General features: G+C 62.9%; 22 protein-coding genes. 7 read left to right on the top strand and 15 right to left on the bottom strand.

Features of this window, described 5'->3' with window-relative positions:
- Positions 1-281: 281 nt before the first annotated feature.
- The gene (locus tag AC5ZGW_RS11725) at positions 282-2,129 is read left to right on the top strand and encodes an outer membrane protein assembly factor BamB family protein (RefSeq protein ID WP_130229112.1); all 1,848 of its coding nucleotides are present in this window, start codon (positions 282-284) and stop codon (positions 2,127-2,129) included.
- Positions 2,130-2,264: 135 nt separating this feature from the next.
- Positions 2,265-3,503: a cytochrome P450 gene (locus tag AC5ZGW_RS11720; RefSeq protein WP_130229111.1), complete on the top strand. Its 1,239-nt coding sequence runs from the start codon at positions 2,265-2,267 to the stop codon at positions 3,501-3,503.
- Between the two features lie 22 nt (positions 3,504-3,525).
- On the opposite strand, the gene AC5ZGW_RS11715 is transcribed toward AC5ZGW_RS11720, so the two are convergent.
- Positions 3,526-3,831 (bottom strand): hypothetical protein, encoded by a 306-nt coding sequence (locus AC5ZGW_RS11715; RefSeq protein WP_028164461.1) that lies wholly within the window; start codon positions 3,829-3,831, stop codon positions 3,526-3,528.
- Positions 3,832-4,208: 377 nt separating this feature from the next.
- Between AC5ZGW_RS11715 and AC5ZGW_RS11710 the strand changes: the two genes are divergently transcribed.
- Positions 4,209-4,475 (top strand): GlsB/YeaQ/YmgE family stress response membrane protein, encoded by a 267-nt coding sequence (locus tag AC5ZGW_RS11710; RefSeq protein WP_028164462.1) that lies wholly within the window; start codon positions 4,209-4,211, stop codon positions 4,473-4,475.
- Between the two features lie 206 nt (positions 4,476-4,681).
- Positions 4,682-5,803, top strand: coding sequence for an AI-2E family transporter (locus tag AC5ZGW_RS11705; RefSeq protein WP_245474998.1), 1,122 nt, complete (start codon positions 4,682-4,684; stop codon positions 5,801-5,803).
- Between the two features lie 35 nt (positions 5,804-5,838).
- Here AC5ZGW_RS11705 and AC5ZGW_RS11700 read toward each other — a convergent pair whose 3' ends face one another.
- Complete coding sequence (locus tag AC5ZGW_RS11700) at positions 5,839-7,521, bottom strand: Na/Pi cotransporter family protein (RefSeq protein WP_130229110.1); 1,683 nt, start codon at positions 7,519-7,521, stop codon at positions 5,839-5,841.
- Positions 7,522-7,719: 198 nt separating this feature from the next.
- Between AC5ZGW_RS11700 and AC5ZGW_RS11695 the strand changes: the two genes are divergently transcribed.
- Positions 7,720-7,899 (top strand): ACT domain-containing protein, encoded by a 180-nt coding sequence (locus tag AC5ZGW_RS11695; RefSeq protein WP_130229109.1) that lies wholly within the window; start codon positions 7,720-7,722, stop codon positions 7,897-7,899.
- A gap of 100 nt (positions 7,900-7,999) precedes the next feature.
- Here the strand turns inward: AC5ZGW_RS11695 and AC5ZGW_RS11690 are convergent, their stop codons facing one another.
- Positions 8,000-9,118: a class I SAM-dependent methyltransferase gene (locus tag AC5ZGW_RS11690; protein ID WP_463327135.1), complete on the bottom strand. Its 1,119-nt coding sequence runs from the start codon at positions 9,116-9,118 to the stop codon at positions 8,000-8,002.
- A 159-nt stretch (positions 9,119-9,277) separates the two neighbouring features.
- Positions 9,278-9,520 carry a DUF3551 domain-containing protein gene (locus AC5ZGW_RS11685; protein WP_080663745.1) on the bottom strand — a complete coding sequence of 81 codons (243 nt, stop codon included), beginning with the start codon at positions 9,518-9,520 and terminating at the stop codon, positions 9,278-9,280.
- Between the two features lie 247 nt (positions 9,521-9,767).
- Here AC5ZGW_RS11685 and AC5ZGW_RS11680 point away from each other — a divergent pair, with 247 nt between their 5' ends.
- Positions 9,768-10,067: a hypothetical protein gene (locus AC5ZGW_RS11680; protein ID WP_130231103.1), complete on the top strand. Its 300-nt coding sequence runs from the start codon at positions 9,768-9,770 to the stop codon at positions 10,065-10,067.
- A 168-nt stretch (positions 10,068-10,235) separates the two neighbouring features.
- Here the strand turns inward: AC5ZGW_RS11680 and AC5ZGW_RS11675 are convergent, their stop codons facing one another.
- The 3 genes from AC5ZGW_RS11675 to AC5ZGW_RS11665 all read right to left on the bottom strand — a co-directional run bounded on the left by AC5ZGW_RS11675 (position 10,236) and on the right by AC5ZGW_RS11665 (position 13,842).
- Positions 10,236-12,215, bottom strand: coding sequence for a hypothetical protein (locus AC5ZGW_RS11675; protein WP_130231105.1), 1,980 nt, complete (start codon positions 12,213-12,215; stop codon positions 10,236-10,238).
- 412 nt (positions 12,216-12,627) lie between these two features.
- Positions 12,628-13,242, bottom strand: coding sequence for a class I SAM-dependent methyltransferase (locus AC5ZGW_RS11670; protein WP_130231107.1), 615 nt, complete (start codon positions 13,240-13,242; stop codon positions 12,628-12,630).
- Positions 13,243-13,284: 42 nt separating this feature from the next.
- Positions 13,285-13,842, bottom strand: coding sequence for an HNH endonuclease (locus tag AC5ZGW_RS11665; protein ID WP_028163793.1), 558 nt, complete (start codon positions 13,840-13,842; stop codon positions 13,285-13,287).
- Positions 13,843-14,032: 190 nt separating this feature from the next.
- Here AC5ZGW_RS11665 and AC5ZGW_RS11660 point away from each other — a divergent pair, with 190 nt between their 5' ends.
- Complete coding sequence (locus tag AC5ZGW_RS11660) at positions 14,033-15,793, top strand: chloride channel protein (RefSeq protein WP_028163792.1); 1,761 nt, start codon at positions 14,033-14,035, stop codon at positions 15,791-15,793.
- Between the two features lie 302 nt (positions 15,794-16,095).
- On the opposite strand, the gene AC5ZGW_RS11655 is transcribed toward AC5ZGW_RS11660, so the two are convergent.
- The 8 genes from AC5ZGW_RS11655 to AC5ZGW_RS11620 all read right to left on the bottom strand — a co-directional run bounded on the left by AC5ZGW_RS11655 (position 16,096) and on the right by AC5ZGW_RS11620 (position 26,798).
- Positions 16,096-17,070: a peptidyl-alpha-hydroxyglycine alpha-amidating lyase family protein gene (locus AC5ZGW_RS11655; RefSeq protein WP_130229741.1), complete on the bottom strand. Its 975-nt coding sequence runs from the start codon at positions 17,068-17,070 to the stop codon at positions 16,096-16,098.
- A gap of 128 nt (positions 17,071-17,198) precedes the next feature.
- Positions 17,199-18,986, bottom strand: coding sequence for a flavin-containing monooxygenase (locus AC5ZGW_RS11650; protein WP_130229742.1), 1,788 nt, complete (start codon positions 18,984-18,986; stop codon positions 17,199-17,201).
- 92 nt (positions 18,987-19,078) lie between these two features.
- Positions 19,079-20,164 carry a DUF2855 family protein gene (locus tag AC5ZGW_RS11645; protein ID WP_130229743.1) on the bottom strand — a complete coding sequence of 362 codons (1,086 nt, stop codon included), beginning with the start codon at positions 20,162-20,164 and terminating at the stop codon, positions 19,079-19,081.
- Positions 20,165-20,408: 244 nt separating this feature from the next.
- A complete protein-coding gene (locus AC5ZGW_RS11640) occupies positions 20,409-21,770 on the bottom strand; it encodes an FAD-binding oxidoreductase (protein WP_130229744.1) in 1,362 nt (453 codons plus the stop codon).
- A 108-nt stretch (positions 21,771-21,878) separates the two neighbouring features.
- Positions 21,879-22,739, bottom strand: coding sequence for a helix-turn-helix domain-containing protein (locus tag AC5ZGW_RS11635; RefSeq protein WP_165435557.1), 861 nt, complete (start codon positions 22,737-22,739; stop codon positions 21,879-21,881).
- Positions 22,740-22,872: 133 nt separating this feature from the next.
- Positions 22,873-24,399 carry an acyl-CoA synthetase gene (locus AC5ZGW_RS11630; protein ID WP_130229746.1) on the bottom strand — a complete coding sequence of 509 codons (1,527 nt, stop codon included), beginning with the start codon at positions 24,397-24,399 and terminating at the stop codon, positions 22,873-22,875.
- Between the two features lie 29 nt (positions 24,400-24,428).
- Entirely contained in the window at positions 24,429-25,610 is a 1,182-nt protein-coding gene (locus AC5ZGW_RS11625; RefSeq protein WP_130229747.1) for an ABC transporter substrate-binding protein, read from the bottom strand.
- A 213-nt stretch (positions 25,611-25,823) separates the two neighbouring features.
- On the bottom strand, positions 25,824-26,798 hold the full coding sequence (locus AC5ZGW_RS11620; protein ID WP_130229748.1) for an NAD(P)H-dependent flavin oxidoreductase: 975 nt from the start codon (positions 26,796-26,798) through the stop codon (positions 25,824-25,826).
- Between the last annotated feature and the right edge of the window lie 72 nt (positions 26,799-26,870).

Here is a 26,870-nt window from a genome sequence, read left to right as displayed (position 1 = left end):
GCAAAACCTCCTTTGCAAGTGGTTTCAGGTCATTCGCGGCGTATCCGGATTGTCGCTCCGTCCACCCAGGATCAGTCGGCAGTGGCGCGGCGTCCAGTCTGAACGAGTTCACTGCACCTGGAGTTCCGCTCGCCTCGCTGCTCGCCCAACAACATGCGCCGGTGGTCATGGCCCCAGCGCCGGTTCTGACTGGTCGAGATTTCCCGATCACGCTATCATCCCCAGGTTGCAGATCTTTCCGAGACGATAAGTTCAGATCGTCGCGCCCAGGGGGGAGCCTCATGAGATCGAGCGCTGCGGCCGTTGGCCTCTTGATCTGGTCCTGTCTTCCCGCCACCGCGGCGCAGTCCGGTGCCGAGCTTTATGCGCAGCACTGCGCCCAGTGCCACGATGCGGGCGATCCGCAGAGCCGCATTCCCAACCGCGCCGCATTGCAGTCGATGGCGTTCGAGCATGTGCTCAGAGCCATCACGTCGGGGAGCATGGCTCCCATGCTTAAGGACCGCACCGATGATGAGCGCAAAGCGATCGCCTCCTTCGTCACGGGGAGACAGGTTGGCGACAGCGCTCCTGCCGCCAAGGCCGACGCAGCGGGGCACTGCGTGGAAGCCGCCCACGGCTTCGACGGGGCGTTCGACCGGCCGCGATGGACCGGTTGGGGCGCTGATATCAACAACAGCCGATTTCAAGCCGCCGAGATGGCGGGCCTGACGGCGGACGAGGTGCCTCGGTTGCGCCTGAAATGGACGTTCGGCTTTCCTGGCGTCTCCACTGCCAATGCCCAGCCCGCCGTGATCGGCGGCATGCTGTTTGTCGGCGGCGCCGATAGCAAGGTGCACGCGCTCGACGCCAGGAGCGGCTGCACGTTCTGGACGTTTGCGACGGACGCGCCAGTACGCACCGCGATCAGCTTCGGTCCGCTGCCGGGCAAGAATGAGTTCGCGATTTTCTTCGGCGATATCCGTGCCAATGCCTACGCCGTCAACGCAACAACGGGCGCACTGATCTGGAAGCAGAAGGTGGAAGACCATCCCGCCGCCCGGATTACCGGAACGCCGGCTCTGTTTTCCGGCGTCCTCTACGTTCCAGTCTCCTCCATCGAGGAAGCGACGGGATCGCGGCCCGCTTACGAATGCTGCACGTTTCGCGGCAGCGTGGTGGCCCTGGACGCGGCGACCGGCGCGCCGATCTGGAAGTCGTACACGATTCCGGAAGCGCCTCGTCCGACGACCAGGAATGCCGCGGGGGTGCAACTTTACGGTCCGTCCGGCGCCTCGGTGTGGTCCGCGCCGACGATCGATGTGAAGCGCGAGGCCCTGTACGTCGCGACAAGCAACTCCTATTCGAACCCGCCGGCGGATACGAGCGACGCCATCGTCGCATTCGACCTGAAGTCCGGCCGGATGTTGTGGCATCGGCAGGCAACCCCCAAGGACAGCTATGTCGTCGCCTGCTACGGGTACGACAAGACCAACTGTCCGGAAGATCCCGGTCCGGACCACGATTTCGGCCAATCGCCAATCCTGGTGAGCTTGCCGGACGGGCGCCGCATGCTGGTGATCGGGCAGAAGTCAGGAATAGTCCACGCTTTCGATCCCGATGACGAGGGCAAGATCATCTGGCAAACGCGGGTCGGCAAGGGAGGGCCGCTGGGCGGCAGCGAGTGGGGCTCCGCCGCTGATCAGCAGCGGATCTATGTCGCGAACTCCGACGTGCGGTTTCTTCGCGATGGCACAAGGCGTCTCGATCCGAACGCCGGCGGCGGTCTGTTCGGGCTGAATCTGGCTGATGGCAAGGTCACCATGCAGGTGGCGCCGGTCTCCTGTGGTGAGCGCGAGCGATGCAGTCCAGCCCTCTCCGCGGCGGTTAGCGCCATTCCTGGTGTTGTCTTCTCCGGCGGCGTGAGCGGTTATTTGCGCGCCTACGCGACCGACGATGCGCGTCTGCTCTGGGAATTCGACACCGCGCGCGACTATGAGACGGTGAACGGCGTCCCGGCACACGGCGGCGCCATTGACGGGCCCGGTCCGGTGATTGTGGACGGCATGCTCTATGTCAATTCAGGCTACGCGCAATGGAGCGGCATGCCCGGCAACGTGCTGCTCGCGTTCGAGGTGAGCCCTCCGTGAAATGGGACGCGGTGACCGATCGGGCGCGTTACGAACGTAACAGACTAATGATCCTGCGAAATCGAGCTGAAACTCCCCGCGACCAACATTCCCCTTTCGTAGACCGGGGCATGTTAGAAAGGCGGAGACTGTACGATGAGGGCAGAGATCAGCACCAAGAAACTTTCCGTCGGCTTCGCCAGCAATGAAGTCCCGACGGTTACCCTGCAGGAGCTTGAAGCGGATCCTCACGGTGTATTCCGTGCCTACCGTAAGGAATACCCCGTGGTGTTGCACGAAACCGGCGGATATTTCGTGCTGCGCTTTTCCGATGTTGACCGTCTGAGCAAGGATCTACGCTTCCGCCCCACCGGAACGAGCTTTCCCACGATGCAGGGCTTCGACAGCGGGACGATCTTCGATGTGTTCGACTATGGCATGCTGACGGCCGACGGCGATGTACATCGGCGCCGTCGCGCGCCGTTCTCACGATTATTTGCTGCCCGCGCAATTGCTGAGATGCGTCCAAGCATTCGCCGTACGGCCGAAGATATCATCGAGGATTGGTACGGCGATGGCGAGGTCAATTTGCTCGACGAATTCGCGGCCAAGATACCCGCCCGCATCATTGCCGATCTTCTCGGACTCCCGCGCGAGGACATCCCGGAGTTTACGCTGCTGGTCTATGAGGTGACCAAGGCCTTCAGTCTTGGGCTCAGTCCGGACGATCTCGTCGAGATCGAGAGGGCGGGGCAAAGGCTACGCGAGTACGTCGACAAGATCCTCGGCGAACGTCGCTGCAGCCCGCGCGGGGATTTCCTGTCCGCGTTCCTGGCTGCCGCTGGCGAAGCCGGTGAAATGTCCCCCGAGGAGATGCTTTACCAGATTTTCCAACTGATCGTCGGTGGCACCGATACCACCAGGGTCGCGATCGCAGTACAGGTCGCTCTTCTGCTTCAGCATCGCGAGCAATGGGCGGAGGTGTGTCGTGATCCCGCTCTGGTTTCGGGCGCGGTCACCGAAGCGATGCGCTTCGAACCCAGCGTCGGGGCGGTCGCAAGGGTCACAAGCGAGGATGTCGATGTTGGCGGAACTGTCATCCCGGCCGGCCAGCTTGTCACGCTATCGACCATGTCGGCCATGCGCGACGAGATGGCCTATGATCGTCCTGACACCTTCGATATTCATCGCACCGACCAGCCACGGCTGCATCCGATCTTCGGCTATGGCGCGCATCGGTGCATCGGCGAGGCGATCGCCCGCGCCGAATTGGAGGAAAGCCTCAGCGCAATCGCTGGCCGCATACCGCAGCTCAACCTGGATGTGCCGCCGAAAATCAGCGGCCATTTCGGAATCCGCCGCGCCGACACCATGCGGCTCTCCTGGAAGCCGTAAGACGGTCCGGCAAATTCCTGCGCTACAGACGCCGGCGCGACCGCAATTGGCTGGAGATCCGGCGGCTGCGGTCGGCCAATTCGTCCGCCTCCAGGTCGACAGCGGCGGAGGCCAGGCGATAGCTGCCGATCCGGCCGATGACATCGGCGGGCGAGACCTGTGGCCGGGCGCCGCTGGAGTCACGCTGAACAGATGGACTGCCGATGGTCCGCCTGGTCGCAGCGTCGACGCAGACTGCTTGATAAGCCTCCCTCTGGGGCTTGATGACGATCACGCAGTCCCGGTTGGCCGAGTAGGGCACGCGGAAGCTCAAGTAAGAGACGGTCATCGTCGGTCCTGTTCACGGGCAAAGTTCCGCAGTTCGCAGACGAGGACGCCTGCGGCCATTGCTTCGCGGGATTGGGAAGGGAGTTACGTGTTGGTTCAGTCGGCCCGCAGCGTCAGCGCGCGCGAGCAGAGTGTGTAGGTCGGGGTGCTCATGACCCGATACCTAACGCAAATCCTTGAAAAGTCGCTTCGATCTATCTCTAAAATTTGATGCAATCGCGAGATTGCTGTCGGCCGCGCGCGCTTTGCTCGATCTCCTCGAAGAGGCGGTCGCTAGAAAAATGAAGTCGGTCTGTTTGATCTGTATCAAAGAAACTGGCGTGGGGGCGGCCGGAATGCAGATTTGTCGATCGGCGGTTTCAACACAGGGGCAATGAGATGAGCATCCTTTGGACGATCATCATTGGCTTTATCGTTGGAGTGATTGCCAAATTCATCATGCCTGGCGACAAGACGGAGCCGAAGGGCTTCATTCTGACGACCATCTTGGGGATCGTCGGCGCATTCGTCGCGACTTACCTGGGCCAGTCCGTTGGATGGTATCAGCCCGGTGAATCTGCAGGTTTCCTTGGTGGCGTGGTGGGCGCAGTCGTCGTACTCTTTGTCTACGGCCTGTTCGCAGGCCGCCAAGGCCGCGCGACCTGATGTGGAGGAGAGGCAGCGCCTCTGACCTATCGGTGCGGGCAGCGCTGCAAGACGACCATCGGCCGAGAATGACGCGCTACGTGACCATATCCACGTCCTGCCTGATCCGGTCGCCATCCGGATCCATCGCAAGCACATAAGCGGTAGGCCAAACGTGCAAGTTTAAGAAATCGCCAACGGACCGTGTTCAACACATGACCGGCGAATTGTCGAAACGACCAATCGCAATGGGCTCGATCGGCGTCCGCCGCACCCGGCCCCTCGTGTTTTGGATTGCGACTTTCGCGGCAATCACCGCGGTCGTGATCTTGTTGCGCGAAGTTCTGCTGCCATTCGTCGCCGGCATGGCGCTTGCGTATCTGTTCAATCCCCTGGCTTCTCGCATCGAGCGCTTGGGGGTGAACCGGCTCGTGGCCACGCTTGCCATTATCGCGTTCGTCGTTGCGCTGATCAGCATCGCGATGGTTCTGACAGTGCCCGTCATCGTCCGTGAGCTCTGGTATTTCGGCGAACACCTGCCGCTCTATGTCCGACGGGTGCATACGTTGGCAACCGATCCGGACCGACCGTGGGTAAGCAGGATCGTCGGAGAGGGACTGAACCACACCGAACGCTCGATCGGCGAGCTGACGAGAATGGCTACCAGTTGGTTCGACACCATCCTCAGGTCGCTGTGGTCCGGGGGACGGGCTCTGATCTCGATCGTCTCGCTTGGCATCGTCACGCCGATCGTTGCCTGCTACCTGCTCTACGATTGGGACAAAATGATTGCGACGGTCGACAATTGGGTTCCGCCGGCACATCGTGAAACGGTTCGGATGCTTGCACGCGAGGTCGATAAGACGATCAGCGGATTCGTCCGCGGGCAGAGCTTCCTCTGCCTCGTGCTCGCGGTGTACTACGCAGCGGCATTGAAACTGATCGGTCTCGAACACGGGATCCTGGTAGGCGTCGTGGCCGGCTTGATCAGCTTCATCCCGTATCTCGGTGCGCTTTCGGGCCTGGTGGTATCTGTGTGCATCGCGATTGCTCAATTCTCGCCGGACTGGAAGCCGATTTGGCTCGTGTTGGCCATTTTCATTGTCGGACAAGCGCTGGCCGACTACGTCCTGGCGCCAAATCTGGTGGGCCGTCGTGTGCATCTGAATCCGGTTTGGGTGATGTTCGCGCTGTTCGCCTTCGGCTATTTGTTCGGGTTCGTGGGCCTGTTGGTCGCGGTACCGCTCGCTTCCGCCATTGGCGTGCTGACGCGGTTTTCATTCCGCACTTACTATGCGAGCTCGTTGTATGCCTCGAGCGCCACCGCAGCGACGGAGACTGAGCCCTAGGCGCGCGACCAGGCGCCGGAGGCCGTCGGTCGGGTTTAGCCGCGACCGACGAGATGGGCTGCGGAGCGCCAGGCGTGACGCGACAGCGCTTCGAGGCTTCGAACCGTTTCGACGCGAACGAGCGCCGCGTCGGCGGTAAGCGTTCCATTGGCGACCGCGCCCAGCGTCGCGCTGCGGTGGGTGCGCAGCATTTCGCCAAGTTGCGTCGCGCAACGCTCGAGCTCGGGCATGGCCTCGTCAGTGGAGACCGCGCGCGGACCGGCCATGACGTCGCCATGCGAGGCTGTGACCTGCGGCGATCCGTCGGCGCGGGCTGGCGCCGCCACCCCGCGCGCAATCGCGGCCGCGCTTCGCATCGCTTCTGCGCATAGCTCTCCGGCGCGGATGTCCTCCGGTCCGCCACTCACCGAACCGAAATTGATTCCGCTATTCGCCATCTCCGTCAGTCGAGACGCGTGGTCGAGTGCGTGCAGTGTGCTCGTGAGACGCTGTTGCTCGTCGTCGCTCTCAGGCGGTCCGGTCACATCAGACAGGAATATCTGTGCCTGACGCAAGGCGTCTGCAGCATCCTGCACCGATGCGGTGTCCTTCCCCAGTCGGATTGGTTCAGCACGGCCGGCCAGTGCCGCCTCGATCGAACTGCATACCGTTACGAGCGCGCGTGCAATCGTTCGCCGCACCGCTTCCACCGCCACGATCGGGGTCTCAAGCGCGGAAGGGTCGAGGCACCGCGTGAGCGGCGAGCCACGCTCGGGCAGAATACGCTCGACCAGTCGCGTGAACCAGTTGATCAGCGGCAGCAGGACCACCACGCCGACAACATTGTATGCCGTGTGATACAAGGCCAGCAGCGTGACGCCATCGACGGTGCTCGAGGCGCGCACGAGTAGAGGGATGACGACGGGGAAAAGCGCCAGCGCGATAACGGCGGAGATAAGCTTGAAAAGGACATAAGCGATGGCCAGCCGCTTGGCGGTGGTGCTGGCGCCAATCGCGGCCAGGGCGGAACTCGTCGCTGTTCCGATGTTCTGGCCAATGATCAGCGCACAGGCCTGGTCCAGCCCAACCGCGCCGGCGAAGTAGGCGGACAGTGTGACCGCGACGGCGGCCGTTGACGACTGCATCAGCGCAGTCATCACCAGCCCGACCACGACCAGCACCAGCACGCCGAACAGGCCCGACCACCACCCGGCCTCGGGACTGCCGAGAACGGCAGGCAGGTCCGCCGGGTGCAACCGTTCGGCCAGCCCGCCCATGCCCTGCTGCAGGGTCGTCAACCCAAAAAGCACAAGCCCGAACCCGGCGAGGGCGGCGCCCATCCCGGATATTCGCCCGCGGGCCAGAAGCTTGGTCAACGCGCCAACAAAGATCATCGGCAGTGCCGCAGCCGTGAGCGAGACGCGGACGCCGATGAGGGCGACCAGCCAGCCGGTCCCTGTGGTGCCGACATTCGCCCCGAAGACGAGGCCCAGCCCCTGCTGGAACGTGAGCAGACCTGCGCTGACGAGACCGATCGTCGTCATGGTCGTTGCGCTGGAGGATTGCACCAGAAGCGTGACGATAGCGCCCCAGAACGAGCCGTGCAGCGGCGTCGCCGCCGCCTTGGCTAGCACCGTGCGCAGGGCGGACCCGGCCAGCGCCTTCAGGCCGTCCGTCATCACGGTCATGCCAAGCAGGAAGAGGCCGACGCCGCCGAGTGTTGAGATTGCCGTAGACATGCGGGCTCCTGACGATCAGGCCAGTCCTGCACTCTAGCGCAGTTGCGGAGCGAGGGCAGCCGATCGTTCCGGCGGCGTCGACGCCCCTTCCTTCCACGCGGGGACGGTGGCTGGTATTCCGGGGAAGAAAGGCAAGCTTATGGGGGATTAAGGTGTCAGCCAAATCCTCGCATTAGAGGTGGGCCCAGAGTTATTGAAATGGATACGACTGTGGCAGGTGAACTCAACCTTAAGACGCTATTGAGAGATATGAAGCCCGAAATGCAGGAGAGCAGTTTCGTGTTTTGCACGATTGCGAGAGACGAGGAAATTCCCGACCGACACAGCACATCGCAGTGTGGAGGTGTGCGCAGACGAGGCCCTCGATCTCCTACGTAGATGATAGCCGCTATTGGCCCGAAGGGCAGTTCGCCTTGCTAGATTTACTGTCCTGAGACCCAAAAGACTGTCACCGGAAGCCTCAATGATTCCGTTTCGGTTATCGCTCATGGGGGACAGGCAAACTGTCGATACGCCACAAGGCCAGGGACTTGTCCGAATAGTCGCCGCTGGCTTCCGTGCAACCCTCATTGATTGTTGTATCCGGACTAGGAAACAGAAATGGAGCAGATCGAAGGTTCAGCGGCCGCCAGTCTCCATCTTCAATATCCCGGTTCTGGCGAATGCCCGGGAACGTCGTCGTCAGCAGCCATTTGCTTCCGGATCGCTTGATGTTGTCGATCGCGCGGTTGATCTGAGCAAATGAGAAATGCACGAAACAATCCCTGCACAAGACAAGATCGTGTCGTGGAATTGGGTCTTCGACGATGTCCAAGCGCCGAAATTCCCGGTCGCCCTTGCTATGCTTCAACAAATTGGCCTCGATGACTTCAGATACAATATCGGCACCAAGATATCGAATGTCAGCCAGGTCAGTCTCAGCCATCCATGAGAAGTCGCCGCAGGGCAGATCCAGCAACGTTCTCACACCCAGGCCGCGCAGCAAATCCGACAATTCCTCGCGAAGCTTCTGCGTCGCAGTGATTTCAGAGCCGACGCCCGATACAGACGATTTTGCTCCCCAAAGATTGGTCTGATAGATCAGTTTGAAGCGCGCGCCGCGATCGAGGCCGATGAATTCTTGTCGTCGCTCAGCAAACCGCCTTTCGGCAAGTGCTGGACTACGTTCCCTACCAAGAAGGGTCACACAGGAACGAAGAAGCTCATATTGGCTTGCAGAGGTCTCGTTAAAGGCTTCGTCTCTGTTGCTGACGATATCGTCGTAGCCGATGGGACTAACGAATTGGCCCGCCGTGAAATCAACTCTGCGTCCATCGAGGCAATTGTAGAAATGCCACGCTCCATCAACGTTTGTCTTCAGGATATCTCCACCGAGGATGTCCTGAACCACCAAGGCGGTGACTGCGCATTGCCCTGCTGCCGGGTTGTCGCACTGCCATTTGCTGCTGGTCTCGGCGGACCATGATTGCTGCAGCCGTCTATAAAGATCGAGGTATGATGAACATCCGGCCGTCAAAGACAGATCCCCGTTGTGGCGGCCACCACAGTAGCGGGTGACGCCAGATGCGACAACCATTGGATGAGTGGACGCCTTCACTCGAGGCGGTTTCGTTCCGGTTGCCCGCACATTCGAGCTACCTGCAGCAGGTCGGCTACCGGCCCAATACCAGACTTGGCCGCTGCGATCACATGATCGATCTCGCCTTATGATGCACAGCGGACCAAGCCATCTGATTTGCTTGCGACGCACGCGGCGTCAGCGGTGGTGCGGCCTGACACGAATTGTCGGGACGGTCGCAAAGTCGGGATTGGCAGCGCAATAGGCCATGCGGCCTGATGCGGTAGCCTGACATTGCTGGTAGTTGGTGAAGCTACAATCGCCGGTGCCGGCAAACTCTTCGCCTTGGAGGCAATACCGGTACTCGCTAGCTGCGACCGGGGTTACGCCAGTTGCGAGGACGGTCGCGGACGTCGCGAGAGCAAGAAGGAAGCTACGCATCTTTCTCTCCCACGTTGAAGTGCCCCACGCGACGCTGGGACCAAACGTGCGGGTTCGACGTGAACTGGCTCACATCACTGGATTAAAATTTTCGAGATTAACTGCGCAGATGCGTTACAGCCTTTTTGTGGACTGGCGGCCGAGGTGATTGCAGACTGGTGCGACACAGCCGCCACGACATCTTGGTAGACGTCCATGAAAGACTGGCGCAATCTCCTGCGTTGTCATCCTCACGAGGAGCAGTCATATGAAGGCCACGTCAGCGCTCGCAGCCTTGGTGCTTTCGCTTGCCCCGGCTTGCGGCGCACAGGCATCCACGTTCGGTCATTGGTGCGAGCGGGCGGTGAAACAGCGGATGCTGGCGCCCTCGGCGTATCGCCGGGTCAACCTCATCGAATGGCAGCAGCCGGTCTTCTTCACGCCCTATTTTGCCTGGCCTCCGCAGCAGCCGCACAGCCGCCTCGAGGCGTTCGTAGAGTATGACCTTCACAACAGGTTCGGCGTTCCGCTGCGGTCTATGGCCAAGTGCGTCTATGGTCGAGATTAGTGAAGGCGGAAAACGTGACACGTGCTTTTGTCATGAGTCCCAGCACGACATGTGCCGGGACTCATGAAGTAACCAAAAAACCTTCTTCGGTGTAGGGATACAAGCGCGGGTCGTGCGTTCTGCTTGCGCCACGAGAGCGGTTGGCCCTGATATGCCCTGTACCGCGATTCAGGTGTGCGTCGGCCAGTGCCGCTCGCGGAACCAGTTGCGATATTCCGACGACATCTTTGCGCGCTGTGCCTGCGGCGCATGCCGCTTGCACGTGGAAGCCTCCTCGCTGTTGTCAGGCGCGCCCCACCTCACCTCGACGCAGTCGTTCGGGTTATAGGCCATCTCGAAGCTCGGGGCCCGATCGAGGACCTCCTTGAGCGACAGTGTCCACTGCGAGCCGTCGCTGCGGGTGTAGGATATTTTTCGCGAGGCGAGTTCGGACGCTAGCACCCCTTGCAGCTCGTTCTTCACATCCGCGATGTCCCTGCCGTTCGGCATCGCGTAGCGCGCCCCCCGCCGCACGACGCGATCAGGATAGCCCCGCACGACGTCCATCGCGATCAACAGGCGGAAATCGCGCGCCGGCGTGGAGTAATCCTCCCAGGCTCCTGACGTCTCGAAGATCGAGGGGCCGTTGGGCATGGCCACGTCGCCAGCCTGCTTCTCCTGATATTTTCGTCCGTTTTCGACCGAGGTCACACGCGTCTTCACCTGCTCGTTCAAACTCGCGATCGCGTCCGTCATCGCTTTCACGGGATCGAGCGGCTCGGGCGACATCACGTCATCCATGCGATCGTAAAAGTCCTCGGCACTCATCTTTGACTGATCGAGCGAAAAATCGGCGTACTGCGGATTGCTGGTAATTTCGGCGTTGGCCAACCGCCGCAACGAACCGCCTTTGTCGCGCGCGATCGGCCGGAAGTGCTTGAAACCCGGGCTGCCGAGCGCGGGATCGTGCACGAACAGGAAATTGCCACGCCAGAAGCGCTTTCGCGTGATCGACCCGTCCGGCTCGGCATCGACGGCGAGGAAGACGCCCGGCTTGCCGTCCATCTCCGGCACGCGATGAACGAGCATCAACACGTGTCCATAGGGATCGGCGTACACCGTGCCCGGGCGGAGCGTCTCTTGTGCCAGCGGAACGGTGTAGAAATCGGTGTTTTCGTCGCTCGCGGCGACCCGCACTGCGCCCGTATGCACGACGTCGCCGACATCCCGCAGATATTCACTGAACGTCGTCGGCGGCTTTGGCTGCGGCTTCGGCGGAGCCGCAACGGGAACTGGTGTCTGGGCCGACGGGGCGCCGCCGAACATGTTCAGGATCCTCGGCGTTTGCCCAGGCAGCGTGGCGTCGGCGATCGTCGCCGGCGCGATCTCCTGTTCGGGCGGCGCCGGCGGACGTGTCATCTCCGGATGCTCCATGTCGAACCACTGGTAGCATTTGGGCGCCCTGCCGCCGGTGCCGCGTGAGCAGTTGGAATAGCCGAACGGCAGCCCGACCTTGTAGGCAAAATAGGCGCGCAGGAAGTACACGAAGTCGGCGCAGTCGGGGCGAAGGCCGGTCTTCACGTTGTCTTCGCCACGACCAAGATAGTTGAACAGGAAGTTGCGTGACCGGTCGCGCAGGACTTCATGCCAGGCTTTCCAGGACAGATCCTGATCGGGCGGCGCGTCGAACAGTTTCTCGATCCACGCCGAGAACAAGGCTTCCGTCTCGTGATTCCAGCTGTTGCGCACCTTCCAGAAGCGGCCGGCGGGAATAGCCACAGGGTCCGGCTTGCGCGCGCTCACGGAGATATCGTGTGTGATCGTGCCGCAATCCGCCGTCGGGTGGTCGAGCGCGAGCGTGGCGTGCCACGTCCCCGCGGCCGGCGCGGCGACCTCGGCAAACCAGGAGTATGGCGCACCGCCGTGCCGATCAGACGATTTGGCCGCGACGCTTCCATCGGGCGCGACCAGCGACATCACACCCTCGAGCGGCTTTTCGCTGACGATTATGACGCGCAGCGGCGCCCCCTTCCAAGGAGCGAACGGCGAGGGCAAGACCGATATCCCGGCCATCTCCCCGCACGGGCCCGACGCCGCGTGGGCTGGCGATCCAACTGTTGCGAAAATGAACGCGGCTGTTGCAGCAGCAAACCGGCTGGCGAGATGCATTTTGACAACCTTTCTGGAGGAAGCCGAAACCGCATTCGGTCCTGCCGATCCCCACTCGGACGTCCATGGCTCAGCCGCCGCTACCTTCACGCGCCGTCACTGTCCCGGCTGAGGTCAGTTGCCACTCCAGCCGGCGTAGTTCTCAAAGTAGAAGCCGAGCATGCGAATAACCGAGAACCACGATTGTCAGGCGAAACGCCGTAGATATGGCGAAAACCGGCACGGCGCGATTTTGTGAAGTGGTTGTTGCCGCGCCGCCACGCAGAGGTCAGTGATGCTGACCAATGCGGGATGTCCCTTTGTGTTCAGAAGCGGCGGTCAGGGCAGGCGCACGGCGACATCCGCCCTGGTTCGGACAGCCGACATGATGAAAGCGGAAGCGCGGTTCAGCTCAGGGGCCCAGCAGGCGACATCACCCGAAGTCATTCCGTTGACAGAGGTACACCGTTCGTCCGCCTGCCTGCGCATCGTTCGTCGCGTGTTCCAGCACGCCGAACCCAAAGCGCGCGGTAAACATCTCGTATTCGGCAGGTGATAGGCTCGCGTGATACAGCGGATCGCCCCTGTATTCGCCGACGCTCTCACAGTGCTGCGGTCCGGTATTGAACATCAATATCGTTCCGACAGAGGCGTGGTCGGCAAAAACCGCAAACATTCTTCGCTGGTCGTCGTGATTAAGATGAAAGAAGCTGTCCCACGCGAGAATGCCGTCGAACCGCCGACCGAGCGACAGTCGCCGCATATCCGCAACAATCCATTCTTGATCGGGCAGGCGATCACGGCAGAACAAGATCATCGTCGGTGAGGAGTCGACGCCGGTCACGCGCAGTCCTCGTTCAATCATCTGCTGCGCAACCGGTTGCCCTGGACCGCAGCCGAGATCAAGCACCGTGGCGTCCTTGGCTAGTCGGCCGATGAAACGGTCGTGCCAGACCTTGTCGTTCCAATAGGCGTTCCGACGGTCTCGGTCCCACGCTGCTGCGTGCTTTTCGTAGTGAGGGATAATCTGGCTGGCGAGGTCACTCATACACAGGCAGTGGGACTCAGCACACAAATACGGCCGCACCCTTTACGGATCCAGCTCGGTGTCCCAGTACAGGTAGTCGAGCCAGCTATCGTGCAGATAGTTTGGCGGGAACAGGCGGCCATTGCGGTGGAGCTGATGCACGGTCGGCGCGAACGGCGTCTGCTTCGGAAACATCTTGGCCTGCTGCGTCGTCAGGTTGCCCTTCCTGAGGTTACAGGGCGAGCAGGCCGCGACCACATTCTCCCAAGTCGTCTGGCCGCCTTTGCTGCGCGGGATGATGTGATCGAAGGTGAGATCGTCAGGCGAATTGCAGTATTGGCAGGCGAAACGATCGCGCAGGAAAACGTTGAAACGCGTGAAGGCCGGATGCGTGGTCGGCTTGACGAAGGATTTCAGCGAGACGACGCTGGGGAGCTGGATTTCGAAGGAGGGGCTCCGGACGGCCCGGTCGTAATACTCGACGATATTTACGCGATCGAGGAAGACTGCCTTGATCGCGTCCTGCCACGACCATAGCGACAGGGGATAATAACTCAGCGGCCGAAAGTCCGCGTTCAGGACCAGTACCGGCCAACCGCCTTGCGAGACATGTGCGTTCAAGTAACGCTCCCGGCCTCCATATCGCTGCGAAGCAGCATGTGCTGACATACTACATGCAGCGTGACGGGATTGTGAAGAGCGTTGAGCCGTTTATCGTATTCCACGCTGCCATGATCCCGCCGTGATTGCCACCCGCTTGCAAGGCCCGTAAACGAGGCCGCAGATACCTCCTGCGTCGGCGGCCTCTGCAATGCTCACCAAGTCCCGCTATCTCGAGGCTCCACGCCGGCTGCGCGCCTTCGTCCGCGCGCATGAAACGAGCCTGGTGGTCCTGGCGGCACTGACCGGAACCATTGGCGGGCTGGTGGTGGCGGCCATGAGTGGCGCGGTGTCGGTCCTGCATGTCGCCCTGTTCGATCTGCCGTTCGGCGAGCGGCTGTCCAGCCAGATCAGCCTCGATCCGCTGCGCGCCGTGCTGGTTCCGAGCCTGGGTGGGCTGCTGCTGGGCCTGGCCTTTCTCGCGCTGGCGCGCTGGCGGCCGAAGCGCGAGATCGATCCGATCGAGGCCAATGCCCTTTACGGCGGGCGGATGTCGTTCCGCGGCAGCGTGATCGTCGCCCTGCAGACGATCTGGTCCTCCGGCGTCGGCGCCTCGGTCGGGCTCGAGGCGGGTTATACGCAGCTCTCCAGCGGCATCGCAGCTTCGGTCGGCCGCGCCTTCCACCTGCGCCGCATCGACCAGCGCATCATGGTTGGATGCGGAGCGGCGGCGGCGATCGCCGGCGCCTTCGGCGCGCCGCTGGCCGGCGCCTTCTATGCTTTCGAACTTGTGATCGGCGGCTATACGCCCGCGAGCCTGGCGCCGGTCGGGGTCGCCGCGGTCGCCGGCTATTTTGTCGCCCATTCCTTCAGCGTGCTGACGCTGGGGGTCGGCGTCGATGCCGCCGGCGATGTGCTGGGGCGCGACCTCGCCATCGCCGCGCTGCTCGGCGTGCTGGCGGCGCTGTTCGGCATCGCCATCATGCGCGGCGTCACGCTGTGCGAGACGCTGCTCGGAAAGACAGGGCTCTGGCCGCCATTGCGTACGGCCCTTGGCGGCTTCGCGGTCGGACTGATGGCGCTGCTGACGCCTCAGGTGATGTCCTCGGGTCATGGCGCGCTGCATCTCGGCGGCATAGTGTCGATACCGTTCGCCTTCATGGCCGGCGTGCTGTTCCTGAAAGCGATGGCCTCGATCGTCTCGCTCGGCAGCGGATTTCGCGGCGGCCTGTTCTTCGCCACGCTGTTCATGGGCGCACTGGGCGGCCGGCTGTTCGCCGCCGGTTGCGACATGTTGTGGCCGGGCCTCCAACTCGATCCGGACGTCTATGCGGTGATCTGCATGAGCGCGTTGTCGGCGTCGGTCATCGGCGGACCGCTGACGATGTCCTTCATCGCGCTGGAATCGACCGGCAATCTCTGGCTCACCACGGCGGTGCTGGTCTCCGTCATCATCTCCACGATGATCACGCGGGAACTGTTCGGCTATTCATTTGCGACTTGGCGCTTGCATCTGCGCGGCGAGACCATCCGCAGCGCCGCCGATGTCGGCTGGATCCGCGATCTCACGGTGGACAAATTGATGCGCCGGGACATGACGACCGTGAATGCGGACGTGCCAATAGCGCAGTTCCGCAAGCAGTTCCCGCTCGGCTCCAAAACCCAGGTGGTCGCGGTCGATGGCGAGGGGCGTTACGCCGGGTTGGCATTGATCGCGGACGCGCATGCGCCCGATATCGATATGCACAACGGCCTCCTCGGCATCCTGCGCCACAGCGACGTGGTGCTGCATCCGTCCATGAACATCCAGGAGGCGATTGCGGTGTTCGATGCAGCCGAAGCGGAATCGCTCGCCGTGGTCGAGGAGGGTGCGGAACGCTGTCCGATCGGCGTCCTCAACGAGGCGCACGCGATGCGGCGTTATGCCGAGGAATCCGAGCAGCGCCGGCGCGAGGTGATCGGCGATATTTGATCGCGGCTCTTTGTTTAGCATGATCTCCGCGCAAACGCTTCGCGTTTGTCGCGAGGGAAACCGGTTCCCAACTTTCCGGATCATGCTCAAGAGCGCGATGTCATTTGGTTGAATCGGCTTAGCCGCAAGTTCACCTCTCCCGAAGGGAGAGGTCGCGCCGGAGGCGCGGGTGAGGGGTTGCGGTCCCTCGATAGAGCAGATCCCCTCACCCGGCGCTGCGCGCCGACCTCTCCCTATGGGAGAGGTGAAAAGAGGCAGCACCCACGGCGGATACAGTTCAACCTTAGCTCATCAAACTCTAGCTACGTTACGATCTTCTCCAGCTTCTGCAGGCAGCGCGCCACCCTTACCTCGGCCGGCATCTCGGTCTCGGGAAAGCTGGTCCTCCAGTCGGTGACGCCGACCTCGCCGACATAGATGTCGCCTTTGGAGTCGAGCGCGATGCCGTGCGGCGCCAGGAATTTGCCGGTCTCCACGCCCGGGCCGGTTTCGCCGCCGAGCCGCGCGATGCGATTGCCCTTGGCATCGACGATGGTCAGCCGGGGTCCAAGATTAGGTACCTTGCGGTTGACAGCCATGCCGGGACCGAGTTCGCCGATCACGAAATTGGGTTGCTTGCCGCCAGAACAGCAGAGCGCGCAGGGACGGTGCAGATTGTTCCACTGCGTCTCGTATTTGCCGTTGCCGTCGAACACCTGCACACGATGGTTCTCGCGGTCGGCGACATAGACAAAGCCGTCGGCATCGGTCGCGATGTTGTGAACGATGTTGAAGTGTCCGGCATCGGTGCCGGGCGCGCCCCAGCTCCGCATCAGCTTGCCGTCGGGCGTGAATTTGTGGACACGGGCGTTGCCGTAGCCGTCTGAGACATAGATCTCGCCCTTTGGCGATAGCGCGGTGTGGGTGCAGCGGTTGAACGGCTCTCCGCTCATGAACGGCGCGGGCTTAGCTGGGATGCCGATCGTGAGCAGCACCTTGCCCTCGCTCGCGCATTTGCGCACAGTGTGGTCGCCGTCATCGGTGCAATAGAGATTGTCATCGGCGTCGATGTGCAGGCCGTGGGCGCGGGAGAACAGGCCTTCGCCCCAGCTCCGCAGGAAATTGCCCTCGCGGTCGAACACGATCATCGGATGCTCGCCGCGATTGAAGACGTAGATGCGGTCCTTGCTGTCGACCGCGACGGAGGCGACGTCGGTGAGCTGCCAGCCGTCGGGCAGCTTGGCCCAGTTCTGCACCACGCGGTAGCGATGCTCGCCGGAGCCGAGGATGGTCGACATGTGTTTTCCTCCCCAAGGTCGTTTTCATTCCGGGATGCGCCGCAAGGCGCAGGCCCGGAATCCATACTCATGATGGTGGTTATGGATTCCGGGCTCGCGCTTCGCGCGCCCCGGAATGACGGTGTAAACTACGCAAACATCGCCCGCGGCCCGACGTCGCGCGGCAGCAGGCCTTCCTCGATCGCCTTGATCTGCAGCGCCAGATGCTTCGAGCCGATCCGGCATTGCGCCAGTCCGCCGGCGATCAGCCAGAGGCCCGCCTGGTGCGTGCGGGTGTACATGTTGCGGAGCTCCTGCTCCTCGCCAAAGCCCCAGATCGTACCGACGCGGTCGGCGACGTCGGCGCCGAACAGCTTCTTCACCAGTTCCTCCTGGCGCTTGTAGCCGGTCGCGAGCACCACGAGGTCGGCGGGGAGGAGTTCGCCGTTCTTCATCCTGGCGCCGGCGGCAACGAACGTCTCGATATCGGCAAACTGCTTCAGCGCGATCTCGCCTTTGACGATCAGATCGGAGCAGCCGACGTTGAAATAATAGCCGCCGCCGCGGGTGAGATATTTGAACTGCCAGCCGGTGTTGTCCTCGCCGTAGTCGAGCTTGAAGCCGACGCGCTTAAGGCCCTCGAGCAGGTCCTTGTCGAGCGCTTTCGATTTCTCGGTCACCATCGCGTGGCTCTTGCGCCCCAGCTTGAGCGGCATCGACATCGCGATCAGGTCGTTGTCGTCGAGCGTTCCCTCATTGTAGGGCGCGTAGACGAGCTGCGCCGACGGCTCGATGCTGACCACCAGCGTCGGGCTGCGCTGCACCAGCGTCACGTCGGCGCCGCTGGAATAGAGGTCCTGGGCGATGTCGTGGCCACTGTTGCCGGTGCCGATGACGATGGCGCGCCTGCCCTTCCAGTTCTCGCCGTCGTCATAGCCGCTGGAATGCAGGACCTTACCGGAAAAATCCTTCAGGCCGGGGATATCAGGCACGCTCGGAATCCCGCTGACACCGGTGGCCAGCACCACATGGCGCGGATGCATCTGGCGTTTCGAGCCATCGGCGCCGCGCAGCGTCACCGTCCAGCGGCCTTCGTTCGCGTCGTAGTGCCCGCCCTCGAACTCGGTGCTGGTCCAGAAGTTCAGCTCCATGGCGTCGACATAGGCTTCGAACCAGTTGGCAAGCTTGTCCTTCGGGATATAGGTCGGCCAGTTCGGCGGAAAGTGCATATAGGGCAGGTGGTTGACCTGCACCTGGTTGTGCAAGGTCAGCGCGTGATAGCGCTTGCGCCAATTGTCGCCGATGCGCTCCTCGCGGTCGACGATCAGCGTATCCACCTGCAACTGCTTCAGCCGTGCCGCGATGCAAAGCCCGCTCTGGCCGCCGCCGACCACGAGCACGGTCGGATCGCGGTCGGCATAGTCGGTCGACGCCTTGCGGAGGTCGAGCCAGTTCGGCCCGCGGAAGTCACGCGAATAGGCGTTGCCACGGGGGCGGTTGACGCCGAGCTGCTCCTCAAAGCCCTTGAGCTCGCCGAGCTCGGTCAGCAGCGTCCAGGCCTTGAGCGCGTTGCCGTCGGTAGGGTCAGGGATCAGGCGGACGATGCCGCTGCCGCGGCCATCAGCGGTCTCGAACTTGAACATTGCCTCGATCGCATTGGTGCCGGCCCGCATCACCTTGCGCGGGGCGCGGCGGTCGGGATCGATCACAAGGCGGCGTGGTGCCGCGCGGCCCGCATGCCGCTTCAACTCGGCAATGATGGCGTCCGCGCCGTCGATGGTCTGGATGTTCCAGCTCAGCGCCAGTATATCGCGCCAGAAACTATCGGGGAGAAAAAGGAAATTGAGCGCGCCGTCGCCGGGCTTGCGAAGTGCGTCCTCGAATCGCGCGAGCCAAGTGTCGGCGGCCACCGAGATGTCGTCGGTCTTGTCGAGCATGAGCGTTTCCCATCACGGCCGTCTCCGCGGCGTGTTCCCGTGCAGCCTATACCTATTCGGGAGGCCGCAGAAAGGTCGTGACGGGATGTCGGCTATTCCCAGAGCGAGAGAATAAGCCCCAGTTCCGGCGGCACGCGGCCGCTCAGGGTGTCGAGATAGGCTGCTTGCACCGCTGCGGGACCACGGCCTTCGCTCACCTTGAGCCATTGCTCAAGCTTCGGCGCGAAGCCGGCCCATGCGGGGCCCAGGCGCGCCTCGATTCCGCCCGGTCCCCACTCCTTGGCACGTCTACGGATCTGCTCGGGCGCCGAGAACCAGCTCGGCTTGGCGCCCGGCAACTCCGGCTCGCTCTCGGAGGAGAGTCGATGCGTCAGTCCGACGCGCCCGGAATATTTCATCTGCGCGCCGAAGTGCCGGTGCAGCACCTCGCACAAGCCGCTGTTGCCGGCCATGTCGACGAACGCCGCCGGCCGATCGGCAGCCAGCGACGCGACGCGATCATAGGTGATGACCTCGTCGTAGCAGCCGAGCAATGTCACGAAGTTGGTATTTGCCCCCGACGTCAGGCCGATCACCTTGATGCCTCTGGAGTGCAAGAGATGCGCGAGCCCGAAGGCGGTCTTGCTGGAGGCGGAGGAGAGCATCACGCTTTCCGCGCCGAAAAACCCGTTCTCGGCGAGGAAGTCGTCGACCAGGAACGACAGCATGAACAATGGCCGCAGCAAGGCCTGGTAGTCGCCCTGCCGTCCGGCAAAGGCCGGATTGCCGCTCACACGTGCATAGGCATTGTAGACCGGCGCCACGCCCTGCCGATGTGCGGCGCCGTCGCGCAGGCCGCGCTTGCTGACTTCGGCGGCCTCGATCACAAGGTGCGTCGCCATCGGGAAATACCCGAACAACCGTTCACCCTCGGCAACGTTCGGATGGCGGGAGGCGATGACCTCGCCAAATCCCCACACCGGAATGTTGCCGAACCCATCCGGTGCAGGAAAGAGCTGCCAGTATTTCAGCTCGTCGCCGAGCACCGCATAGGTGATGTTGTTGGCGGTCAGCGCAAAGCGCGTCACCTTGACCAGCAATGTCTCGCTTGGAAGCACGGCGGCATCGGGCACCGTCTGCTCGATGAACTTGCATTGCTTGAGATCGTTGCGGGCGACGACGAAGTCGGTCGATGTCATGGCGGCGGCTCCGGCTCGTGACGTGCCGCCATCTTTGCGTCGGGCGATGGACGTTTTGCAACGGCAACATAGTTTAAAACGCTGTTCGCTTCCGGCGGCTGCGATGAAGCGGACGCCGGCCTGACAAGCCGTTTGAAATTGTGGACCCGAGGAAGACACGGGGCCACCTTTTTTGCCCTGAACGCCGTCAGCATGAACGCGACAGCAGTGCTAACGACATGAATCAGCATGCGCGTCCTCAACGTTAAGCGGAACGCGGCAGCGGAATGGCAGAAGAGAAGACGTTGTCGGGATCGTAGCGATGCTTGATCTCCATCAGCCGCCCGGCATTGCCGCCGTAGCTCTGTCTCGCGCGATCGAGTTCATCCTTGCCGAGAAAGTTCGGATAACCGCCGGGTAGCGCTGAGGCGAAGCGCTCGCGCGTTGAGCGCGTCCAGTGCAGGTGCCGCGGCCAGTCGCTGGCGTTGGAGCGATCCGGAAAGCTTGCCAGGATTTCGACCAGCAGGTGATCGCGACGCAGTCCGAACGCCGTCGCAGCCTCCGCGACGCGGGACGCCGCGCCGCGGAATTCGTGGGTAATGATCGCACATCCCGGCGAGACCGCGTTTTCCATCGCGTGGATGAACACGTCGATGGCGTCGCGGTCGAGCGCCGGCAGCCAGCAACTGTCCATCACGGTCTGCAATCCGCTCGCGATGTAGGGATCGAACATGCCGAGCAGGGCTGCGTAGGATTGCCGCTCGATTCCGCCCGCAAGCAGCGTTCCCAACCGCGCGAACGGCTGAAGCCCTGCTTCACCTTGTTCGGGCCGGCCGCTCCAGGTTGGAATGACCAGGACCACGATCGCGCCGCTTGGACCGACCATGAGCGTGTGCTGCACCGTCAACTCATCCGGCGCCGACGCCATCAATGCGCCGCATCGTTCGAGCACCGCGCGGGCCTCGGAAAAGGGATAGACGAGCATGCCGGAATGGACGCTCGGCAGTTCATGGACGCGATGACGCATCGCCGTCACCACGCCGAAATTGCCGCCGCCGCCACACAGCGCCCAGAACAGATCGGCGTTGCTCTCGCTGTCGGCATGCACGATGCGGCCGTCGGCCAGCACGATCTCGGCGGCGAGCATGTTGTCGATCGCCAGTCCGAAGCGTCCGATCAGCGGACCATAGCCGCCGCCGAGCGTGAGTCCGGCGATCCCGACGCTCGAAACCGATCCCGCCACCACCGCCAGCCCGTGTGGATCGGTGACAGCTATGACATCGGCGGCGCGGGCGCCGCCCGCAATCGAGGCGCTGCGGCGGTCGGCACTCAGCGCGACGCTGCGCATGCCGCACAGGTCGATCACCGCGCCGTCGCAGAGCGCGCGGCCCGCCCAGTCGTGGCCACCGCCGCGGACCGACAGTGGCAGCTCGCGCTCGCGCGCAGCCCGGATTGCATCCTGGACATCCCCAGCGGTTCGGCAATGCACGACCGCACCGGGCGCGATGCCGACCTGCTTGGCCCAGATACTGGTCGCCGCCGCATAGCGATCATCGCCGGGCAATGACACCAGCCCGGGCAAGTCCTCGCTCAGGCCGCAAACGGCGGCATCGATCGTAGCAGACATGGCTTCACTCTCCTGTGATCGGCGCGAGCGGAGTGCTCGGCGTGTCTGCCGATTTACGGAGAAGCGGGCCCTGCGTTCGTGAAGATTCCTGCGGTTTTGCTGGTTCGCTCAGGTAAACTCGGAGGGCGCGACGCCGTACACGCGTCGGACCCATCGCGACAAATGGCTCTGATCTGCAAACCCGGTGTCGACAGCGATTTCAGCGAGAGCCATTCGTCCTTCGCGCATATGCCGCGCCGCCGCCTGCAGGCGGAGATGGACCACGTAGCGATACGGCGTCATGCCGACCGATCGAGTGAATACGCGCGAGAAATGGAACGAGCTGCGGCCGGCGAGTGCGGCCAGATCGGCGACCTCGATCGGCTCGGCAAGATTGATCAGCACATAGTCTCTGATCCGCTGCAGCGCGCGTTGACCGAGCCGGCCGCGAACTGGGCGTCGCGGCGTCGACGTATAGTTGGACACCAGGCGGCCGATGAAGCGGCTCGCGGCTTCGCTCCAGAACAGCGGACCATTGGGATAGCCTTGCGCACTCTCCGCGGCCAGCGACTGCGCCGTCTGCTGAAGCGTTTGGTCGTACCCCGACAGCCGTTCCGGCAGCTCTGCTTCGAGCGCGTAATCTTCCGCGGCCGCAAGCGCAAGCTGGGTCGGCTTGACCGCGACCAGCAGCATATCGGCCGTGCCGTCGGCGTCGGCGGACGAGTCAATGCCGGCCGGACAGATCGCGAGCGCGCCGTGGGTCGTCTCGTGCCGAAGCTGCCGTCCGGCTATTCGGCAATCGAGCTGCAGATGGGGTGACATCTGAACGAAGACGAGGTGCTGATCCGGTGTGGCGTTGAAATGCGCCCCGCCGTCGAACAGCGCCCGGAACACCCGCACGCCGCTTTCGCCCGCCGGACCGTCCGCTTGGGACGTCGTCGGCGGGCTGCCATCCTTCTGAGCCCAGCGCACCTGACCGAACTTCGTCACGCCGATCGCGCTCCATTGGCAACGCATGAAACAACGTTGCTAGGTTGGGCGCGGATGGAGGCTGCGAAAGGGCGGCGAAGCCGTTCCTAACGCACACGTGAAAAGGCGTGAGAGCGCATTTGCCTCGGCCGCATCAAACGGCTGCGCGGAGCGTGCCTTCGCGATGCAGATCGCGCAGCTTGCGCTTGAAGATCTTGCCGGTGGCTTCGCGCGGCAGCGCGTCCATGAACTGGATGTCCTTCGGCACCTTGAAGTTGGCAAGTTTGCTGCGCAGAAAATCCTGCACGGCGGCGACCGACAGCGTCGCGCCCGGCTCGGGCTCGATGCAGGCGAACAGCCGCTCGCCATATTCGTCGTCGGCGACGCCGAACACCGCGCAGTCGCGCACGCCTTCCATGCCGATCAGCGCGTTCTCGATCTCGGCGGGATAGATGTTGACGCCGCCCGAGATCACCATGTCGCGCTTGCGGTCGCACAGGAACAGATAGCCGTCCGCATCAAGATAGCCGACGTCGCCGACGCTGACGAGGCCTTCACGCCCGGCCTCGGCGCGCGCCTTGGCATTGCCGTGATAGTCGAAATCCGGGATTGCCGTCTGCCGCATGAAGATCTCGCCGGGCTCGTTGACGTCGCATTCCGTCCCGTCGGGGCGGAAGATCTTGACGATGCCGCCTTCGATCACGCGGCCGACGGTGCCGGGCTTTGCCAGCGCCTCTGTCGCCGAATGCCAGATCGGGATCCCGGTCTCGGTGGAGCCCAGATACTCGTTCACCACCAGTCCCCACCAGTCGATCATCGCGCGCTTCACATCCTGCGGACAGGGCGCGGCGCCGTGAATGATGAAGCGCAACGAGGAGACGTCGTAGCGTCGTCTCGTTTCCTCCGGCAGCCGCAGCAGCCGCACGAACATCGTCGGCACCATGTGCATGTGGGTGACGCGGTGGCGCTCGATAAGCTGCAGCAGATCCTCGGGATCGAAGCGCGGCTCGAGCACGATGGTGCAGCCGCAGCGGAACGCCAGCATGCCGTAGCTGTGCGGCGCCGAATGATACATCGGCCCGTTCATCAGCACGATCTGGTTGTCGTTCGGCTTGACGCCGTAGGCGATCGCGCTGACGCGGGCGGCCGCGGCCTGCAGTTCGGGCGGCATCGGCTTGCGCCGCACGCCCTTGGGCTGGCCCGTGGTGCCCGAGGTGTAGAACATCGGCGAAGCGCCGATCGGGGCATCGGTCAGGGGCGCATGGGTGTCGCGCCAGCGGTCCCAGTCGGTCAGGCCGTCAGGCACCTGCGTCAGTTCAGGCGTGATGCCGTAGGCCGCGGCGATCTCGGGCGGCGTCGCCACCACCAGCAGCTTGAGCCCGGCGGGCAACCCATCGTGGATCTGCGGCAACAGGTCGGCATGACAGATCAGGACGTCCGCGCCGCTATCGGCGAGGATATAGGCGACCTCGTCGGCCTTCAGGTGCCAGTTGATCGGTACGATTGGGCTGCCGAGCGCGGCGGAGGCGGCCACCGCCTCGAACAGCGCAAAATCGTTGCGCAACATCATCGCGACCGGCTGGCCATCGCGCACGCCCAGCGCCCGCAACCCGGATGCTGCGCGGCCGATGCGCTCGTTGATCTCGCCATAGCCGATCCGGCGTTCACCGCTGATGATCATTCTCACACCCTCAATCTATCGCGACAGGCCTAGCGGTCGTCCAGGATCTCGCCGAAAGCGACCCAGCTTTTGCCGTTGAAGCGCCGCAACTGCAACTGCTGGAACGGCAGATAATCATCCGGACCGGTCGTAACGGTCATTCCCGGCAACAATAGCGGCAGCTTGACCTCGCGCAGCGACATCGCCTGGCGCAGGATGTTGTCGCGGCTGAAATCGTCCTTGCATGCCCTGAGCGCGGCCATCAGAAGTGTCGCATAGTGGTAGCCGGCGGCGTAGTTCGAATTGTTCAGATCGGCATTCGGCAGATACTGCTTCATGAACGCAAAATATTGTTTCACACCTGCGTCATCGGCCCACTGCACATCCATCGTGTCCTTTTGATTGCTCGAGGAGATCAGGCCGACTGCATTCTCCAGTCCCGCCGGCTCCAGGAACGAGATCGAGGAGGCCGAGGTCGGCACGAAGAACAGTTCGGGCTTCCAGCCGAGCTCGGCCACGCCCTTGATCGACTGCGAGGTGAATTTCCCAAGCACCACGGCGAACAGCACGTTGGCGCCGGAGGCCTTCAATGTCGCCAATTGCGAACTGATTGTCGGCGCGCTGGTCTCGTAGCTCGCCTCCGCGACGATCATGTTGGCGGCCTTTGGTCCGAGCGCGCGCTTGAAGCCGGCGACATAGTCGCGGCCGAAATCGTCGTTCTGGGAGAGGATAGCGATCCTGGCGTCGGGCTTGGCCTGCAACACATATTTGGCATAGACGACGCCCTCGGATTCGTAGGCGGCCATGCCGGGCATGGTCCAGGGAAAGTTCTTCGGGTCGGCCCATTTGGTGGCGCCGCTCAAGAGGAACAGTTGCGGGACCTTCTTGCCGTTGAGGTAGCGGTGCACGGCGCTGTTGGTCGCGGTGCCGAGCGAACCGAATATCATCTGCACCTCTTCCTGCTCGACCAGCTTGCGGGTCTGCTCGACCGTCTTGGGCGGAGAGTAGGCGTCGTCCATCGTGATGAACTTCACCTTGCGGCCGTTGATGCCGCCTTCGGCATTGACCTTGGCAAAGAAGGCTTCCTGCGTCCGCCCGATGATGCCGAAGCCGGACAGCGGACCGCTGTAGGGCAGGGTCTGCCCGATGCGGATGTCTTCCTTGTCCTCGGCGAAGGCCGTTGCGATCGCGCCCAAGGTAAACAGAACGGCCAATGCGTGCCGCAGCTTCATGGTCTCTCTCCCGATGACTAAAGATTTTTATTCTGAATTGAGGGCGCTTGATCGCGCCTTTCCCTCGCCCCGCTCTTGCGGGGAGAGGGTTGGGGTGAGGAGCTCTCTCCGCGAATACGATGACAGAGACATTCGCGGAGGCAGCCCCTCACCCGAAATTCAAGCGCAGCTTGAATTTCGACCTCTCCCCGCGAAGAGCGGGGCGAGGTGAATTCATGCGCTCGCGCGTCTCTGGAAGTCGCTGCTTGCTTCGGTGAATTCCGTCTTGAGCCGCTCCACCAGTTCGGCGACCGGCGGCGCATCCGTGATCTGGCCGATGCCCTGGCCCGAACCCCAGATGTCGCGCCACGCCTTGGCCTTCATGTTGCCGCCGGAGCCGAAGTTCATCGTCGACTTGTCGGCAACAGGCAGATTGTTCGGATCGAGACCGGCGGCCACGATCGACGGTCCGAGGTAGTTGCCGTGCACGCCGGTGAACAGGTTCGAATAGACGATGTCGTGGGCGGCATGTTCAGTCAGCGCCTGCTTGTAGCGCGGATCGGCATTGGCTTCCTGCGTGGCGATGAAGCGAGTGCCCATGTAGGCGAGGTCGGCGCCAAGCGCGAGCGCGGAGGCGATGCTCCAGCCGTCGGAGATCGCGCCCGACAGCAGGATGGTGCCCTTGAACCATTGCTTGACTTCGCGCACCAGCGCGAACGGCGACAGCGTGCCGGCATGCCCGCCGGCGCCGGCGCAGACCAGGATCAGGCCGTCGACGCCCTGCTCGGCGGCTTTCCGTGCATGCTTGACGTTGATGACGTCGTGAAACACCACGCCGCCATAGGAATGCGCGGCCTCGACGATTTCCGACGGCGGCCGCAGCGAGGTGATGATGACAGGAACCTTGTGCTTCACGCAGGTTTCCATGTCCCGCATCAGCCGGTCGTTGGAGGCATGGCAGATCTGGTTCACCGCGTAAGGCGCGACCTTCTTGTCCGGATGTCGCGCCTTGTACTCGCCGAGCTCGTCCTCGATCTGCGTCAGCCATTCGTCGAGCTTCTCGGCCGGCCTGGCGTTCAGCGCCGGAAACGAGCCGACGATACCGGCCTTGCACTGGGCGATCACGAGATCGGGCCCTGACACGATGAACAGCGGCGAGCCGACCACCGGTAGTTCGAGACTATTGGCGAGAAAAGCGGGCAGCGTCATTCCTGGGTCCTCCGGTGCCTGCGGCATCTTGATCTTGACGCTGTCAATATAGGGCTGGACGAAGCGGTGGCG

It is taken from the genome of Bradyrhizobium sp. Crot121 (assembly GCF_059512385.1).
The sequence above is the reverse complement of the archived record's forward strand: the minus strand, read 5'-3'. Positions and strand labels throughout refer to the sequence as shown.